General features: G+C 40.4%; 16 protein-coding genes. 7 read left to right on the forward strand and 9 right to left on the reverse strand.

Translation table 11 applies throughout. The features are described from left to right. Nucleotides 1-364 precede the first annotated feature (364 nt). The 5 genes from ACWATR_RS16575 to nblB all read left to right on the forward strand — a co-directional run bounded on the left by ACWATR_RS16575 (nucleotide 365) and on the right by nblB (nucleotide 4,128). Nucleotides 365-1,321 carry an RNA polymerase sigma factor, RpoD/SigA family gene (locus ACWATR_RS16575; RefSeq protein WP_069073418.1) on the forward strand — a complete coding sequence of 319 codons (957 nt, stop codon included), beginning with the start codon at nucleotides 365-367 and terminating at the stop codon, nucleotides 1,319-1,321. A 236-nt stretch (nucleotides 1,322-1,557) separates the two neighbouring features. Beyond that, nucleotides 1,558-1,902 carry a DUF760 domain-containing protein gene (locus ACWATR_RS16580; protein WP_420758129.1) on the forward strand — a complete coding sequence of 115 codons (345 nt, stop codon included), beginning with the start codon at nucleotides 1,558-1,560 and terminating at the stop codon, nucleotides 1,900-1,902. 407 nt (nucleotides 1,903-2,309) lie between these two features. Further along, the gene (gene mutT, locus ACWATR_RS16585) at nucleotides 2,310-2,726 is read left to right on the forward strand and encodes an 8-oxo-dGTP diphosphatase MutT (RefSeq protein ID WP_069073420.1); all 417 of its coding nucleotides are present in this window, start codon (nucleotides 2,310-2,312) and stop codon (nucleotides 2,724-2,726) included. 158 nt (nucleotides 2,727-2,884) lie between these two features. Next, nucleotides 2,885-3,349, forward strand: a complete 465-nt coding sequence (locus ACWATR_RS16590) for a CBS domain-containing protein (protein WP_460334484.1) — start codon at nucleotides 2,885-2,887, stop codon at nucleotides 3,347-3,349. Between the two features lie 113 nt (nucleotides 3,350-3,462). Beyond that, nucleotides 3,463-4,128, forward strand: a complete 666-nt coding sequence (gene nblB / locus ACWATR_RS16595; RefSeq protein ID WP_069073421.1) for a phycobilisome degradation protein NblB — start codon at nucleotides 3,463-3,465, stop codon at nucleotides 4,126-4,128. A 161-nt stretch (nucleotides 4,129-4,289) separates the two neighbouring features. On the opposite strand, the gene ACWATR_RS16600 is transcribed toward nblB, so the two are convergent. Both ACWATR_RS16600 and ACWATR_RS16605 read right to left on the reverse strand, forming a co-directional pair. Then, the gene (locus tag ACWATR_RS16600) at nucleotides 4,290-5,003 is read right to left on the reverse strand and encodes a PEP-CTERM sorting domain-containing protein (protein WP_460334488.1); all 714 of its coding nucleotides are present in this window, start codon (nucleotides 5,001-5,003) and stop codon (nucleotides 4,290-4,292) included. 861 nt (nucleotides 5,004-5,864) lie between these two features. Beyond that, nucleotides 5,865-6,383: a DUF456 domain-containing protein gene (locus ACWATR_RS16605; protein WP_069073423.1), complete on the reverse strand. Its 519-nt coding sequence runs from the start codon at nucleotides 6,381-6,383 to the stop codon at nucleotides 5,865-5,867. A gap of 155 nt (nucleotides 6,384-6,538) precedes the next feature. Between ACWATR_RS16605 and ACWATR_RS16610 the strand changes: the two genes are divergently transcribed. Continuing rightward, the gene (locus ACWATR_RS16610; RefSeq protein WP_460334491.1) at nucleotides 6,539-7,471 is read left to right on the forward strand and encodes a M48 family metallopeptidase; all 933 of its coding nucleotides are present in this window, start codon (nucleotides 6,539-6,541) and stop codon (nucleotides 7,469-7,471) included. Nucleotides 7,472-7,885: 414 nt separating this feature from the next. Here the strand turns inward: ACWATR_RS16610 and ACWATR_RS16615 are convergent, their stop codons facing one another. Together ACWATR_RS16615 and rpaB are read right to left on the reverse strand one after the other, a co-directional pair. Beyond that, nucleotides 7,886-8,524 carry a cofactor assembly of complex C subunit B gene (locus ACWATR_RS16615; protein WP_460334494.1) on the reverse strand — a complete coding sequence of 213 codons (639 nt, stop codon included), beginning with the start codon at nucleotides 8,522-8,524 and terminating at the stop codon, nucleotides 7,886-7,888. A gap of 174 nt (nucleotides 8,525-8,698) precedes the next feature. Beyond that, the gene (gene rpaB, locus ACWATR_RS16620; RefSeq protein WP_012412029.1) at nucleotides 8,699-9,427 is read right to left on the reverse strand and encodes a response regulator transcription factor RpaB; all 729 of its coding nucleotides are present in this window, start codon (nucleotides 9,425-9,427) and stop codon (nucleotides 8,699-8,701) included. A gap of 170 nt (nucleotides 9,428-9,597) precedes the next feature. On the opposite strand from rpaB, the gene radA reads away from it, so the two are divergent. Then, nucleotides 9,598-11,124 (forward strand): DNA repair protein RadA, encoded by a 1,527-nt coding sequence (gene radA / locus ACWATR_RS16625; protein ID WP_460334499.1) that lies wholly within the window; start codon nucleotides 9,598-9,600, stop codon nucleotides 11,122-11,124. 421 nt (nucleotides 11,125-11,545) lie between these two features. On the opposite strand, the gene ACWATR_RS16630 is transcribed toward radA, so the two are convergent. The 5 genes from ACWATR_RS16630 to ACWATR_RS16650 all read right to left on the reverse strand — a co-directional run bounded on the left by ACWATR_RS16630 (nucleotide 11,546) and on the right by ACWATR_RS16650 (nucleotide 15,972). Next, on the reverse strand, nucleotides 11,546-11,710 hold the full coding sequence (locus ACWATR_RS16630; protein WP_460334502.1) for a hypothetical protein: 165 nt from the start codon (nucleotides 11,708-11,710) through the stop codon (nucleotides 11,546-11,548). Between the two features lie 778 nt (nucleotides 11,711-12,488). Continuing rightward, nucleotides 12,489-12,668 (reverse strand): hypothetical protein, encoded by a 180-nt coding sequence (locus tag ACWATR_RS16635; RefSeq protein WP_460334505.1) that lies wholly within the window; start codon nucleotides 12,666-12,668, stop codon nucleotides 12,489-12,491. Between the two features lie 271 nt (nucleotides 12,669-12,939). Next, nucleotides 12,940-13,134, reverse strand: a complete 195-nt coding sequence (locus ACWATR_RS16640) for a hypothetical protein (protein ID WP_460334508.1) — start codon at nucleotides 13,132-13,134, stop codon at nucleotides 12,940-12,942. A gap of 328 nt (nucleotides 13,135-13,462) precedes the next feature. Further along, nucleotides 13,463-13,774: a hypothetical protein gene (locus ACWATR_RS16645; RefSeq protein WP_460334511.1), complete on the reverse strand. Its 312-nt coding sequence runs from the start codon at nucleotides 13,772-13,774 to the stop codon at nucleotides 13,463-13,465. Nucleotides 13,775-13,803: 29 nt separating this feature from the next. Next, complete coding sequence (locus tag ACWATR_RS16650) at nucleotides 13,804-15,972, reverse strand: peptidase domain-containing ABC transporter (RefSeq protein WP_460334514.1); 2,169 nt, start codon at nucleotides 15,970-15,972, stop codon at nucleotides 13,804-13,806. Between the last annotated feature and the right edge of the window lie 3 nt (nucleotides 15,973-15,975).

The raw sequence follows: 15,975 nt of genomic DNA on the forward strand, positions 1-15,975 counted from the left end.
ACTTTTGGTCAGCCTTAAGATAGAGGGCGACGTTGCATGAACTGGAACAACCAGGAAATTTAATGTCGCCATCTAGCCAAAACTTTCTCATAAATGTTACAATTATTAACAAGACTCCAATAGAAAAATGTTTAAAAAGCGACCTTTTATCTAACTGTAGATACTTGTGAAAAATAGGAAATAACTGTAGTTTTAGCAGTTAAGAAGCCTAAATTTGATTATTATGAGCAGCCGAGTTTCTCGGGCGCGTAAGTTGCAAACCATAGCATGGGTTCCCAGTCAGACTGGGTAACACCCTAATAAATAAAGCATCTATCCCTTAATGACCCTACCGCCAACCCCATCATTACCAAAGAGTAGCGCCATGAAGACCGCTCAGACAGCCACAGACCTCGTGCGGACTTACCTGCGTGAGATTGGCCGTGTGCCACTCTTAACCCACGAGGAAGAGATTTTCTATGGGAAACAAGTGCAACGTTCCTGCGCTTTGCACGAATCAAGGGAAAGTCTTGCTACCCAGCTAGACCGTCAACCGACTCTAGAAGAGTGGGCCAAAGCGACAAACCTAGAACCAACAGAATTAAACGAAGCGATCGCAGATGGCGAAATTGCCAAGCGCAAGATGGTAGAAGCCAATTTGCGGCTGGTAGTGTCCGTTGCCAAAAAATACATCAAGCGCAACGTCGATTTACTGGACTTGATCCAAGAAGGTAGTATTGGTATGCAACGGGGCGTAGAAAAGTTTGACCCCACCAAAGGGTATAGATTTTCTACTTATGCCTATTGGTGGATTCGGCAAGCTATAACTCGTGCTATTGCCGAAAAAGCCCGCACCATTCGGCTGCCTATCCATATTACTGAAAAATTAAATAAGATTAAAAAGGCACAGCGTCAATTGTCTCAAAAATTAGGACGCGCTCCTACAGCTGGTGAGCTAGCTGAAGAATTAGAATTGACCCCCAAACAAGTCCGAGAGTATCTAGAAAAGGCGCGTTTGCCCCTTTCCTTGGATTTGCGGCTGGGTGATAACTACGACACCGAACTTGGAGAAATGCTGGAAGATCCAGGAGCATCTCCCGAAGAGTTTGTCATGCAATCTTCCCTATCTTATGACTTAGACCGCCTGATGGGTGATCTGACGCCACAACAAAGGGAAGTAATCACGCTACGCTTTGGCTTAACTGATGGGCAAGCGCTGACTCTGGCTAGGATTGGCGAAATACTAAACATCAGCCGAGAACGAGTTAGGCAAATTGAGCGCGAAGCCTTAACCAAACTTCGCAAATCTAAAGCCAACATGGATGAATATTTGGCAAGTTAGTCATTAGTCATTAGTCCTTTGTTATTAGTTATTTACAAAGGACGAGTGACCAATCACTAATGACCGATGGGTGAGAAAATACGCTGACTTTGGTACGGTTACACCTACTTCCACTCTCAAGCTAGGCTGTTACATTAGTTGACAGGAAGACAAAAAACTAAGTCAAATCCAAAACAGGCATTTAATATTCAAATCACAAGCACCGTAGCCAGTAGTGGTAGTTAAGGAGCTAAAAAATGAGTAACCCATCCAATCGTGTCTCAGAGTTTTTTAATAGCGAATCAGAAACTAACGATTTACTATGGCAGTACGTTAAATCGTTAAGTCCAGAGACAGTTACCCAGCTATCTAAACCCACATCTGCCGAAGTCTTTCAGGTGATGGAACGGAATATTACAGGATTATTGGGTAATTTACCTTCAGAACACTTTGGCATCACCGTAAGCACCAGTCGGGAAAGTCTAGGTCGGCTTCTGGCTTCTGCTATGATTAGTGGTTATTTCTTACGTAACGCTGAACAGAGAATGAATTTTGAAATCGCCCTACAAGGGGCTGAAACCAACAACAGCGAAATTGACTAGAAATGTAAAATTTGGGAAATTTATTTAATATTATTGGGCTGATAGCTCATCACAATCGCGGCGATAGGAATTGAAAATAAGCCTCTGTGAAATTTTCGCCGCTAATTCCCAATTATGCATCAACTAATTTTTTTATCCAAAATAGTTACAAATTGAGGTTGAAGTTTAAACCATAGGTGCTTCTCTACGAGACGCTACATAAACACCTTCCTACAGGGTAGGAATGCAGAGCCTAGCGCGGAGTTTATAAATGATTAAGATACATTTGTGGATAAACTAACAGCAGTAGACTAACTTCGCAATAAATCTAAACTCGGCAGAGTTACAACTAGTCTGCCGAGTTTTGTTATTAGTCAAAATTCAGGAATTCTTCCTCTACTCCCCACTCCCAATTTACCCAATCAACTATGAGTGAAACCAGTTCTTTCCCACCCCACAAAATCATTGGTGTTGCAGTAATTTGGAATGACCAAAAGCAAATTTTAATTGATCGCCGTCGTCCAGAGGGAGCTATGGGTGGTTTGTGGGAATTTCCTGGTGGTAAAATTGAGCCTGGTGAAACTATCCAAGAATGTATTCAACGGGAAATTTCTGAAGAACTGGGAATAGTAATTGAAGTGGGAGAGCATCTGATTACTATTGACCACAGTTATACAAACTTGCGTGTTACCCTCACAGTACATCACTGCCGCCATCTTACAGGTGTTCCCCAACCTTTGGAATCCGATGAAATTCGCTGGGTAACTTTGGAAGAACTGGAGCAGTTTACTTTTCCGAAAGCAAATACTCAAATTATTGCTGTCTTAAAAGGGACTGGGGACTAGGGGCTGGGGACTGGGGGAACAAAAAATAATCAATGACCAATGACTAATGACCAATGACTAATGACGAATCCCGTAACAATCTATTAATTGCATCAGGTTGAGTCCCGCAATTTTCTACAATAGGCGCAGGGACTTTGATTAAAGTTATCAGTAAATAAATGCCTAAAACCGTTGCCGATGTAATGAGCCGCGATCCGATTGTTGTCCGGGAAGAAACTCCACTGAAGGAAGCTATCCAAATTCTCGCAGAACGCCACATCAGCGGGCTACCTGTTGTGGATGATGTCGGGAAATTGGTTGGTATTATCTCGGAAACCGATTTGATGTGGCAAGAAACTGGTGTTACTCCACCGGCGTACATTATGTTTCTTGATAGTGTTATCTATTTAAAAAACCCTGCTACTTATGACCGTGATTTGCATAAGGCACTAGGGCAAACTGTTGGGGAGGTGATGAGTAAAAACCCGATCGCTATTTCCCCTGATAAAACTTTAAAAGAAGCAGCTACAATCATGCACGATCGCAGCGTTCACCGCTTGCCAGTACTTGAGGGCACAGGTCAAGTGATTGGTATTCTCACTCGTGGTGATATTATTCGGGCTATGGCAGCTAGTCAAGATTAGTCAGTTGTCATTAGTCATTAGTCATTGATCATTGGTCATTTGTCAAGAGTTTTTAACACTTAACTGTTGACTTTTGACTGTTTTTTACAGCTTTGAAAATCAAGGATAACTAAATGAGTATTACTCCGGAGTCTGTTAAGCAATTGCTCAGTTCTGAGGATTTAGGCGATCGCTTACGTGCAGTAAATCAAATTCGCCAACTGGAACCTGCCATTGGCTTTGAATTAATTCAAAGTGCGATTGGCGATCGCAATTCCCGTGTCCGTTACTCAGCAGTGAGTCAAATGGATACACTGGGAACGCAGGATTTACAGTTATCCTTGGATATCTTGCGCGATCGCTTGCTTAATGATTCCGAAGTAGATGTACAAGCAGCAGCCGCAGACTGTTTGGGCGCTCTGAAGTTACGTGAAGCTTTTGAAGATTTGCAGCAACTTTATCATACAACCGGTGAATGGCTCATACAATTCAGTATTATTGCTACATTAGGAGAATTAGGCGATCCACGAGCCTTTGAACTACTCAAAGAGGCACTCTCATCAGAAAACGAATTAGTCCAAACTGCTGCTATTAGTTCTTTGGGTGACTTGGGAGATATACAAGCAGTTCCCCTTTTAGCTCCCTATGCTACCAATCCAGATTGGCAAATTCGTTATAGACTTGTACAAGCCTTGGCTCGTTTGGGTAATGCAGAAGCCAAATCTATCTTAGAAACTTTGGCTAATGATGAAGTAGATGCGATCGCCAATGAAGCAAAACAATCTTTGCAGTCAGTTTAAGTTTATCTAAGGTTAAGAAAATTCATCCTTAAATAGATTTGTCTTACAGTATAAAAAATTTCGACCTAGTTGGAAAAATTTTGCATTCCAGCCAGATCGAATCGATAAATTAGAGTTACTTTTAGCAACTAAAAGTAACTTTTTTATATTTGAGGATAGGTCTATTTGACGAAACTTTTGCGGCGGCGAGACATAACCATTACTCCGCCTACTGCACCCAAGCCTAGTAAAGCCGCTGGTTCAGGAACAGTGGCAAATGTACCACCAGAAAAACTTAAATTACTAATTGAACCACCACCAGTGAGTATTGTATTTACGCTAGCAAAACTCGTATTGTTGACTTGGAAAGTTAAGTTTCCTCCTCCATTAGATATTTCCCCAGTTGCACTGGTAAAAAATCCGAAAAGTGCAACATCTATACCAACATTAAGACCGCTTTCATTTAGCTTGTAGCTAGAAGATGTCAAAGTAAAAGTATTCAATCCATCTGTTATTGAACTAGTATCCTCTCCAGGGGAAATGAAACCAGGATAAGTAAGAGAGCCAAAGTCAATAAATGGATTATCTGCAACTTTTGATGAAAATGAGATGATGTTACCTATGTTGCCTGAGTTAAACGCTGAAAAGTTTCCTGTTGCAGAACCAATTCCAATTGGAGTGATTGGCTGAGGAGTAAAAGTTAGCGCATCTTGAGAAAATGTGATTTGGCTACTAGCGAAGGGAGATGCAGTAAAACCACCAGTAAACTGAATCTCACCACTAAGTGCAGCAGCTTGTGCAGACCCAGCAGAGGTAAACAACCCAGCAGTAGCTAAGGGTAGTGCAGCAGTAATAGCTAAAGTTGCATTTAGTAATTTAGATTTAAAACCAATCATTGTTGTTTTAAGCTCCTAGTAATAACCGTAAGTCAGAGTAATGTCTTTACTTTTAATCTCAGTAATTTATGAAAAATACTGTCAGTGAAAGCAAAAATTGCGTAATGCATTTCTTATCTCCATAAAATCACATAGACTTAGAGCCTGCAATATTTACTGAGTGGTCTTCATCACATCTTCAACGCATTACTATCCTTCATGAAATCTTAATTCCTTATCTATCTGTGCTTTGTATATCTTTCATTTAACAAGATTTAAATTATTGGCAATAGCTCTGACTTGAAGAAAAACAATTTACGTATATAAAATTTAGAGTGCTTTTTGATACTTAGCATTGCTCAACTATTTTTTAGATAAATCGAGTATGGAATGTATCTATTGTCTTCAGTTACTAATTTTTCGTGAAACGGTTCGTCTCGGAGAATAATTGAAAGGAACCGCTGCATTTATTTAGTAGGACTTACGCAAAATTACATACGGTAAGAGCAATTCATGAATCATTGGTGTCAAATTAAGCTAGAAATAGCTTCGCTGCGAGCTTCATAATCCGCCAGAGAATTCATTCTCTGGCTCATAGCTAAAGTCTACTGAAGTAGACTAAATATCTTTGGGGATATCTAGTCATCTGAAGATGACTTTCGCTATGATTCTTGGAACTGAAGTTCCTTGCGGGACATAGTTTTTGCGTTAAGTTGACACCAATGTTCATGAATTGCCCCTACCGTCAAATCAGGGTTTTGGCTATTGTTTGCGTAAGTCCTATTTAGTATGGATAGTCTTTGTCTCAAATTGAATATTTGTAACAATTAGCTAAATGCTAACTATTACCGCTGTTTTCAAAGGTGTCAGACCTTGGAAATACTAAGAGCCAAATACCTGTGGCCAAGTTGTCACAACAAAAACTACAACTGCTGCGATCGCTAACAAACCTTGAATCAAATTTCCAACCAAAGACCCAACTACAATTCCTATACCTGCTTTAACCGCCAACCCAAATTCACGACGGTAAAGATACTCACCAATAATTGCTCCCAAAAGTGGGCCTAGTAAAATTCCTAATAGTGGCCCCCCAAAAGGCAAAGTTGGTAACAGTCCCAAAAATCCCACCACCAAACCAACAATTGCGCCAATTTGCCCCCACTTACTAGCTCCAGCTTGTTTTGCTCCTACATAGCTAGCTAAAAAATCCACTCCGACACTGAGGAATAAAACGACAATTGTCACAATTAGGGGAATCTTGATAGCTGCAAAGGAACTACTAACGATTCCCCAAACGATAATTGCAATTAAAATTAAGCTGCTACCGGGAATGGCTGGAACTACAGCACCAATAATACCCACAACCATTACAGCAACTAATAACCAATAAATAATTTGCATAGATCAATTGTAAATTTCCAAATTTCCCAGTAGGGACGCACATCTGTACGCACCTACTGTATATTCTATCTGGGCAAGATAGCGACAAATGCTTAGTACATAGTGTTACAACTTTGCCTAATACTTCTAAACTGCTATTTAAAAGCTCAAACCCCATGACGAGAAAAATATTAACTGGACTGAGTTCAGAAGCCTACGAACACCCCTTTGATCGGAAAGCCTTGGCTTCTTTGCAAAATATGCCCGGTGTCTCCTTGCTACTCAAAAAAGTTAACGAATACGGCATCGATCGCTTACTCAGACTGCAAAGCCTTGGTAGTGAAATCAGAATTTCGCCCCGTAATTTTCCCGAATTACATCAAGCATTTGTAGAAACCTGCCAAATTCTTGATGTTGCTCCACTTCCTGAATTGTATCTGTTTCGAGGCACAGGTCATATTGAAACCTACATTGTTGGGGTGGAGAAATCCCTTGTCGGTATAAATTTAGATGCAATGGAGTGGCTTGACGCTGATGAGTTGGTTTACGTTTTCGGACACGAAATCGCTCGCATCAAGAGTCAGCACATGGTTTATCATCAAATGGCAATTGTTATGCCAGCTTTAAAAAATTTGTTGAGCAGTGGCACACTGGGAGTCGGTGGGTTGGTAGCTGGTGGAATGGAACTGGGTTTGTATAATTGGCGGATGATGGCTAGGTTCACTGCTGATCGTGCTGCTTTACTGGCTTGTCAAGATATTGATGTAGCAACTACTACACTGATGAAACTCGCAGGTTTACCAGATGAGTACTTGACTACTGCTGTAATTGAAGATTTTCTTGTGCAAGCTCGTGAGTTTGCATCTAATAGCTTTGATAATGTTGATAAAGTCACCAAAATATTAAGCTATACAGAATCAAGTCTTTCCTGGGTAGTTATGCGAGCTGGCGAGTTATTAAAATGGGTTGATTCAGGAGAATATAATAATTTAATTCAACAGACAAATTTAAAGACATCCGAAGAACCGGAAGAAAAAGAAGAAAAAGAAGAAAAAGAAGAAAAGACACCAGAAGAAAAGGAAGGGTGGAATTTTTTGACTTCTTGGTGACTTAAATAATTCGTAATTCGTAATTCGTAATTCGTAATGACGCTCTCTACAAGACGCTGCGCGTAGCTTGCTTAAGAGTAAGGAACGCGGACTTGTAGCTACCACTGCGCTAACGTAATTCGTAATTAACTATAGGAATCCGCTTTAATTTTTGAACTTACTTGCGTGGGTAGGCAAGAGGGCTTTTTTAGTTGTACGGTGTTTTTTCAAAAATCAAATAGGAGTTTTATATATCAATACGATTCAGTTAAGCGCTACTTGTACAAAATCGTGGGTTTTTAAGACGCGATAAATCGTTGTCTCTACAAGTGTTTGTGTTTCCTCGTATAGTGAGGTATAGCTTAACCTCACCCTTATAATGCTGTGCTTTATAAGGGTGAGGTTTTGATGTGTACTTTATGTATCTGGGAATCACTATAAAGTTGAGCTAAGAGTAACGGCTAATTTATCAGCAATTCCCGCAATCCAGTTTTCATCTTGTTTGGTGTAACTACGAGGAGCATTCGCTGCCAAAATTAGCGCACCTTGATTGCCAATAGGTTGACAAATTACACCTTGAGTATTCTCTGGTAAATAATCAAATTCAAACCTACCTGGATATATTTTTAGAGCCACTAGATAAATCGGTTTTTGTTTTTCGAGTACCTGTTTTAAGATTACTCCTGGTACAACTTCAGATTTAGTACCCAGAATACCGCGACGCAACAAAACTTTACCTTGATAAAAAACCACAAGCGATCGCGTGACTGTATTAGTTAACAATAAATGAGATGCCCACGCTAGCTCTGTTTTCACTGTATCTGGTAAATCTGCTGCTAATACAAAACCTTCTTCTCCAATTAGTTCTACAGTATCAGGCGATCGCGGCTGAACTTGCTGCCAAATTAAGCCCGTCAAAATTAACACCGCACTCAAAATCACGCCCACCACATCACCACGCGATTGAGACTGGGTTAATTCTGGTGTCAATAAACGGTTTATCAGCAAAAGCACAGAGCCTAGCCCACCCACAACAATGGGTAGACGCCGCAAAACTCGATTGTCATTTGTCATTTGTCATTTGTCATTGAAGATTAGGCATTGGGCATTGGGCATGGGTAAGAAGGGTAAAGGGGAATGGGTAAGGGGGAAAGGGTTTATTTCTTCATCCTTTACCCTTTACCCTTTAACCTTTTCCCCTCTCTTGTTGCTTCCCCTGCTCCCCCTCCTGCCCCCTGCCTCATTTCCTCATTCCTCCCCTGGTTCAATAATCCGCTGGAAAAGATAACCAGTACCTCGCGCTGTCAGAATCAATTCGGGGTTACTGGGATCGTCTTCTAACTTTGCCCGCAAACGGGATATATGCACATCTACTACGCGGGTATCCACATGACGTTCTGGTGTATAACCCCAAACTTCCTGCAAAATTTCCGAACGAGAAAAAGCTTCTCCAGAGCGACTGACTAACAACTCTAACAAGCTGAACTCCATACCCGTCAATCGAATTCGCTCATCCCCTTTATAGACTTGTCGCTTATTCGTATCGATTTTAATATTAGCGACATGGATTACCCCAGAACTGGGAATGCCAGAAGCACCGTTTTTATCTACCCGCCGCAGCACTGAGCGAATCCGGGCTTCTAGCTCCTTGGGGGAAAATGGTTTAACTACGTAGTCATCAGCACCCAATTCTAGCCCGGTGATCCGATCGGCTACATCACCCAAGGCTGTTAGCATAATAATGGGGACATCTGATTCTTTTCGTAATTCTTGACATACACCATAGCCGTCTAGCTTTGGCATCATTACATCTAAAACTACCAGGTCAGGCTCAGTTTTGCGAAAAGTTTCCAAAGCTTCTTCCCCATCGCCAGCCGTCACTACATCGTAGCCAATCATGGAAAGACGCGTTTCCAAAATCCGGCGAATGCTGGCTTCGTCGTCTACCACCAAGATTTTTTCTTTATGGCTTTCCAAGTTTTTCAACGCTCCTTGACTAAAAATTTACATGATTAATTTTTAATACCATATTATTAAGATATCATTCCATCAATTGATTTGGAAAAAGCTCCAAATACTACTATTATTGGTTTTTAGTTTTTTTCAAGAATTAAGTAAATATTAAGATTATTTAATAAGATTTAAGAATGGCAAAGCCAAAAACCTTTTTCACTTGTAATGAATGTGGAGCAGAATCGCCCCAGTGGTTTGGTAAGTGTCCAGCTTGCGGTACTTACAACTCTCTAGAAGAACAAATTTCTATTCAATCCTCAGTAGATGTACCCAGTCGGGGGGGAGTAAGCAGTTGGCAATCCGCTCAAGGCAATGGCAAATCTCATAATAAACCAGCTAAAGCGCGAGCCTCTTTAACATTCGATCAAATTACCGATCGCCAAATCGCCCGCTGGGAGTCTGGTTATGGAGAATTAGATCGGGTGCTTGGAGGTGGGGTTGTCCCTGGCTCTATGGTGCTAATTGGTGGCGATCCGGGTATTGGTAAATCGACTTTATTGCTGCAAGTCTCTAATCAATTAGCACAGAAATATCGCATCCTTTACGTAACTGGTGAAGAATCTGGACAGCAGGTAAAATTACGAGCTTCCCGTTTGGGAGTATCAAAAACTCTAAGCGTGGTTAATGAGGATAAGACTGAAGTAGTAGTAGATACTAGTCTTCCCATAGACCCTGACAGTATAGGTGCAGATTTATATGTACTGCCGGAAACAGATTTAGAAGAAATTTTACGGGAAATAGATTCTCTTAAGCCAAACGTGGCGGTGATTGATAGTATTCAAACGGTATTCTTTCCGGCGCTGACTTCTGCACCAGGTTCGGTGGCTCAGGTACGGGAATGTACAGCAGCATTGATGAAGGTGGCGAAGCATGAAGATGTCACCATGCTCATTGTGGGGCACGTCACTAAAGAAGGAGCGATCGCTGGGCCAAAAGTTTTAGAACATTTAGTAGATACAGTATTGTATTTTGAAGGCGATCGCTTTGCCTCTCATAGATTATTACGCACGGTTAAAAACCGCTTCGGCGCAACTCACGAAATCGGCATTTTTGAAATGGTTACAGATGGATTGCGGGAAGTCTCCAATCCCTCAGAGCTATTTTTAGGCAACCGTGACGATCCTGCTCCTGGTACTGCCATTGTTGTTGCTTGTGAAGGCACTCGCCCCATCGTTGTGGAATTGCAAGCTTTGGTTAGTCCCACCAGTTACCCTTCCCCTCGTCGCGCTGCCACTGGTATAGATTACAACCGTCTGGTGCAAATTCTCGCCGTCTTAGAAAAACGGGTGGGAATTCCCATGTCCAAGTTAGATTCCTACGTTGCTTCTGCGGGTGGGTTGAATGTGGAAGAACCGGCGGTAGATTTGGGAATTGCGATCGCGATCGTTGCCAGTTTCCGCGATCGCATCGTCGATCCTGGTACAGTATTAATTGGGGAAGTTGGGTTAGGCGGACAAGTGCGATCGGTTTCCCAAATGGAACTGCGATTGAAAGAAGCTGCTAAGTTGGGATTTAAAAGAGCGATCGTGCCCAAAGGAACAAAATTTCCCGACTTGAATATTGAGATATTACCAGTATCTAAAGTAATAGATGCAATTATCGCTGCAATTCCCCATCAAGAACTGACAGCAGAGGATTTAGAACCCGATGAAGATGAGTAACCAATAGCCAGTCTGGGTATTAGGGGCTGGGTATTAGGGATTATCCCCAGGATGAAGCGCCGGAGTTAGTCAATCCGATTTTACTCGATTGAATTTGGAGCGATCGCTGTTAATAGACTCGACAAAATTGGAGGCATAATTTGCATCCAGCTAACCCAAAAATTTTCAGAAGGCATTTTGGAAATTGATTATTTTGCTGCAATAAGTTAAAGGACAGTAGAAAGATAGATGCTATTTTTAGCATCTATCTTTCTTGAATCTCATCTGTTGATGTTATGCATTAAGAAAAGATAAAAGACGGCTCAAACTCTCTCATAACTTAATTTATGTTGAGCGAGTTATCTAAGTCTTCTACTTTCCTCACTAATGGCAAAGGTTAAATTCAGAGATTACTCACTGCTTAGGCTTTGCTAACTTAGTATCAACAGTAGGGGCGTCCATAATAGGGTCGTCCATAATAGGGGCGTCCATAATAGGGGCGTCCATAAGGGCGTCCATAATAACCGTATACCCCCCCAGATAGAAGCTGCTGTTCCTCTGTCGATAACTCTACAAGCAAATCAGATATGATAATTTGATCTGACATAATTGTTTGCCTCACTTTTGTACATAGCCTCACTTTTGTACATAAGTCTTACGCACATGATTACGAAAAACTCAGGTGAGTAATACTTGTGCTTTTACTTATATATATTCTTTTGAAAGATTAAACTATCCTAAAGTTATAAATTAATAAGCTGTATACTCCCCCAGATAGAAGCTGCTGTTTCTCTGTGGATAACTCTACAAGTAAATCGGATGTGATGATTTGATTTGACATGATTGTTTGCCTCACTTTTAGCTATAGGTTTTACACACCTATATCTAAACAATTTAGGTGAGTAATACTTATGCTTTTACTTCTACATATTTTTTTAAAGATTCAACTATCCAAAAGTTATAAATTAATAAACTACATTTTTCTAGCAATTTTATTTGATTTATGATAATTACAAATCGGAGATCCCTAATTTATTAAACAAGCGGGATATATTTTGAGTGCGTAATGATTAATTATGGCTATTGTTAAAAATAGGTAGGCATCCATGATGACACAATATCTTCATGGATGCAAAATCAGGGCTAAAGCCTTGTCTTGAGTTTTCCCGGAAAAATTACTCGTTAATTAGTCAAAACTACTTGCATCTGGAGCAATACGGTAACAGAAAGGTAAACACTGATCTTAGCAGTTTCCTTGCTTGTCTCTGGTCTGCTAATTTAGCGCCTTAACAAAACATAAGAGACTGTCAAACTATCTCAAAATCTGATTGATATTGAGCAGCTTATACAAGTTTTCTCCTCCCCCTACTCACTAATTGCAAAGTTTACTTGTTGGGTTTGGGTAGATCAATAGTACCGCTAAGTTTGACAGGACGCCTTTTGTCACGATAAATAACAAACCTTTCGAGATCCTCAATAGCGTATTCTCTTCCTCCAGATAGAAGCTGCTGTTCATCTGTGGATAACTCCACAAGTAAATCAGACGTGATAATTTGATCTGACATAATTGTTTGCTTCACTTTTGTACAGTGCAAAAGAATGCCCAGTGCCTTGAGTTATCAAGCAAAAGCTGTACTCATTAATTAGTCGAAACTTTTATCTGAAACAATGAGCTAGAAGAAAGGTAGTTGCTTTCTTAGCATCTACCTTTATTATCTCTAGGCTGATTATTTCATGCCTTAAGGGAAAATAAGAGACAAATCAAACTCTTTCTCAAAATTTAATTTATCTTGAGTGAGTTAAATTAGCTTCTCTGTCCCTCGCTAATTGCAAAGTTTAACGAACTCTTTCTAGCCTAACAATGCCACGAATGAAGTATCGGGGGCGACGACTCCGAGTACCAGAATCGGAAAGTCCATTATCATCTGTTTCATCTTCATCGGGTTCACTTGTTCTTTGTCCCCCAGCTAGAAGCTGTTGTTGTTCTGTGGATAGATCCACAAGCAAATCAGACATCATTTGAGTTGACATAAATTATTTACCTCACTTACTGATATAGGTGCTAATCACCTATATTTTTATTATTAACTATTTGCCAAGAGAATAAATTACTCTAAAGTTATAAAATATTCAGGAACATTTACTTCTTTTGGTTCATGAAAATCCAAAGCAAGCTAATAGCATAACTAATGAATTAATCAATAATTGGCTTGGGTATATTTTATTTTTGAATAATTTTGATGTTTTTCTAAATAGATAAATATTGTGAAAGTGGAAATTGCTTCAAATGCATCATTAATGAAATGATATATTTGAAGCAATTCAATACAAAAAATTAACTTTTAACTAAACAAAGGATTTAATTTCTCATAAAATTGGTTGCTTTGTTTAGAAATAAAGGGAAATTTGGGAATGGAATTTTTATAGTAAATCCTAGTGTAAATTGTGACGAAATATATCTAGTTTTTTGAGAATATACATCACCATTTGCAAAATTTAATGTATTGTCTGCCATAGTTTGAATGTTATTCTGTTGGAGAAAAAAACTACTTTCAACTGGCATACCTTCATCTGGTATATTCGTAATTTGCCCAGCAACTAGGGTTTCCTGTTCTTTTTCAGACAAATACCTGAACCATTCAGGATTTTGGGATTTGGGATTTTGAGACATAGTTGTATTTGCTCATTAGAGCCTAATTTTTACAGAGATAAAAACTTTAAGTGGTCTCCTTGTTGAGATAGAAAAGTCTCTATAGTCCCTTGTAGTTTCACCTCACCTTTATCTAGTAGTACAATCCAATCAGCGCGATTCATTACACTGGGACGATGAGTAATCAAAATCGTAGTTTTGCCTTCTCGATATTCCAAGAGCCGATCTAGCACGTGGGATTCGCTTACCGGATCAAGTCCCGCAGTTGCTTCGTCTAAAATCAGTACAGGTGGATTAGTAAGGATGCCCCTAGCGATCGCTAATCGTTGTCTTTGTCCACCAGAGAGATTTGCCCCAAATTCCCCTAAAACAGTTTGATAATTATTAGGAAGTTGACTGATAAAGCCGTCTGCATCAGCAATCTGGCAAGCTTTAACAATTTCTTCAAAGGAAATATAAGGCGTTCCTAAGCGGAAATTATCTAAAATCGAGCGACTCCAAAAGTGAGGCTCTTGAGGTACATAAATTACTTGTTGTCGCAAGCAATCCAGCGAAAGGTCTTGGATGTTAAAAAAACCAATGCGAATATTACCAGAGTTTGGTTGATATAAACCTGCGATCAATTTTGCCAAAGTACTTTTACCGCAACCAGACTCACCAATTAAAGCAATCACCTTCCCACCAGGTAACTTGAGAGAAAAATTTTCTATTAAGTCAACTCTGCCAGCGTGGTGAAATTGAAGATGGGAACAACGAATATCTGCATCATCAGAGATTTGTGCAGTCGGCTTTTGACCAGTCCCGACCACTTCTGGTGTAGCATCGATAACTTCTAAAAGGCGAGAGATTGCTGCTTGAGAGTGAACATATTCATCCATTAATCCAACTAACGAGTTAATTAAAGCTAGAACGTTAACCTGTAGGACATTAAAAGCCAGCATTTGACCTATGCTTAATTCCCCCTGAATCACCAGGATGCTTCCTAGTCCAAGGAGAATGATGCCGCCAATGGTGGAAATAAGCCTAGCAACAGTACTGTTGATAATTCCGATTTGGATAGTCCCAAAAGTGAGATTAGCAAGGCGACCAAAACGACTTTGTAATTCATCCCAGAATTGGGGAGCAGCGTTTGTGGTTTTGACTACCTGCGCTCCCTTAAAGGTTTCAACTAAAACACCTTGATTTTCTGACCCTAAGACCAAGAGACTGCGGGTCTTTTGCTGGAGGATGGGTAAGAAAGGCAAGCTAGATATGGTCATTAATAAGACAATGAAGATGACTACTAATGTCAACCGCCAGCTATAAAACAGCATGAAGCTGAACGAAACTACTGCAATGAAAAACTGACTAGGTAAAAGAACTACGATCTGCGATACCAATTGGTTGATTTCGTTGATATCTCGCAGTCGGCTGATGATTTCGCCACTGCGGCGAGATTCGTAGTAATTCAAGGGCAATTGGAGAATTTTTCGTCCAAACTCCAAGACTAGCCCTAATTGTAGCCGTTGACCAAAATGGGCAATCATGATGGATTGCAATACTTGCAGACCACTGCTGAACAAGCTCATGACGATAACGGCTAAAACCACAACATTGAGTAACTGGGTATCGCCGCGCACAAGAACATCATCTGTCAGCAGTTGGATGAGGATTGGGGTACTGAGAGCCATCACACCCAGGACAATATTGATCATCAAAACTTGACTCAGTAATCCCCGATAAGGCAATATCCGCATTAAAAAGCGCCCTAAGCCACCTTGTGCTTTCTCTTTGGGTTGCTTAAAAAAGCGATCCGGATCTGGCTCTAGTAAGAGCATCACCCCATTCCAAGCTGCTGTTAACTCTTCTTTGGTGATATAACGGATACCCACGCCTGGATCGGCAATAACGTATTTTCTACCCCGCTTGTCGTATAAAACAACCCAGTGATGGCCTTGCCAATGAATAATTGCTGGTAAGTTTAGTTCTGTGATTCTGTCTGCGATCGCAGGCGAAGCTTTAACTGCTCTAGCATTGAAACCCAGATTCTCAGATCCACGTTTTAGACCCAGCAAAGTAGTTCCTAGCTGTCCAGTTCCTACCGCTTCTCGGCTGCGATTGATGCTTAAAAAATGCCCGTAATGTTTGGAAATCGAAGCTAGACAAGCTGCTCCACAGTCTTCTTCACTCAACTGGGAAACACACTGATAATTTTTACGGAATTTAAATAGACCAAACATATT

This window comes from Nostoc sp. UIC 10890 (genome assembly GCF_054786515.1).

Bases quoted from the DNA above. Each gene is read 5' to 3' on its own strand.
- ACWATR_RS16575 (WP_069073418.1), top strand. From the start codon at position 365: ATGAAGACCGCTCAGACAGCCACAGACCTCGTGCGGACTTACCTGCGT.
- ACWATR_RS16580 (WP_420758129.1), top strand. From the start codon at position 1,558: ATGAGTAACCCATCCAATCGTGTCTCAGAGTTTTTTAATAGCGAATCA.
- mutT (WP_069073420.1), top strand. From the start codon at position 2,310: ATGAGTGAAACCAGTTCTTTCCCACCCCACAAAATCATTGGTGTTGCA.
- ACWATR_RS16590 (WP_460334484.1), top strand. From the start codon at position 2,885: ATGCCTAAAACCGTTGCCGATGTAATGAGCCGCGATCCGATTGTTGTC.
- nblB (WP_069073421.1), top strand. From the start codon at position 3,463: ATGAGTATTACTCCGGAGTCTGTTAAGCAATTGCTCAGTTCTGAGGAT.
- ACWATR_RS16600 (WP_460334488.1), bottom strand. From the start codon at position 5,003: ATGATTGGTTTTAAATCTAAATTACTAAATGCAACTTTAGCTATTACT.
- ACWATR_RS16605 (WP_069073423.1), bottom strand. From the start codon at position 6,383: ATGCAAATTATTTATTGGTTATTAGTTGCTGTAATGGTTGTGGGTATT.
- ACWATR_RS16610 (WP_460334491.1), top strand. From the start codon at position 6,539: ATGACGAGAAAAATATTAACTGGACTGAGTTCAGAAGCCTACGAACAC.
- ACWATR_RS16615 (WP_460334494.1), bottom strand. From the start codon at position 8,524: ATGACAAATGACAATCGAGTTTTGCGGCGTCTACCCATTGTTGTGGGT.
- radA (WP_460334499.1), top strand. From the start codon at position 9,598: ATGGCAAAGCCAAAAACCTTTTTCACTTGTAATGAATGTGGAGCAGAA.
- ACWATR_RS16630 (WP_460334502.1), bottom strand. From the start codon at position 11,710: ATGTCAGATCAAATTATCATATCTGATTTGCTTGTAGAGTTATCGACA.
- ACWATR_RS16635 (WP_460334505.1), bottom strand. From the start codon at position 12,668: ATGTCAGATCAAATTATCACGTCTGATTTACTTGTGGAGTTATCCACA.
- ACWATR_RS16640 (WP_460334508.1), bottom strand. From the start codon at position 13,134: ATGTCAACTCAAATGATGTCTGATTTGCTTGTGGATCTATCCACAGAA.
- ACWATR_RS16645 (WP_460334511.1), bottom strand. From the start codon at position 13,774: ATGTCTCAAAATCCCAAATCCCAAAATCCTGAATGGTTCAGGTATTTG.
- ACWATR_RS16650 (WP_460334514.1), bottom strand. From the start codon at position 15,972: ATGTTTGGTCTATTTAAATTCCGTAAAAATTATCAGTGTGTTTCCCAG.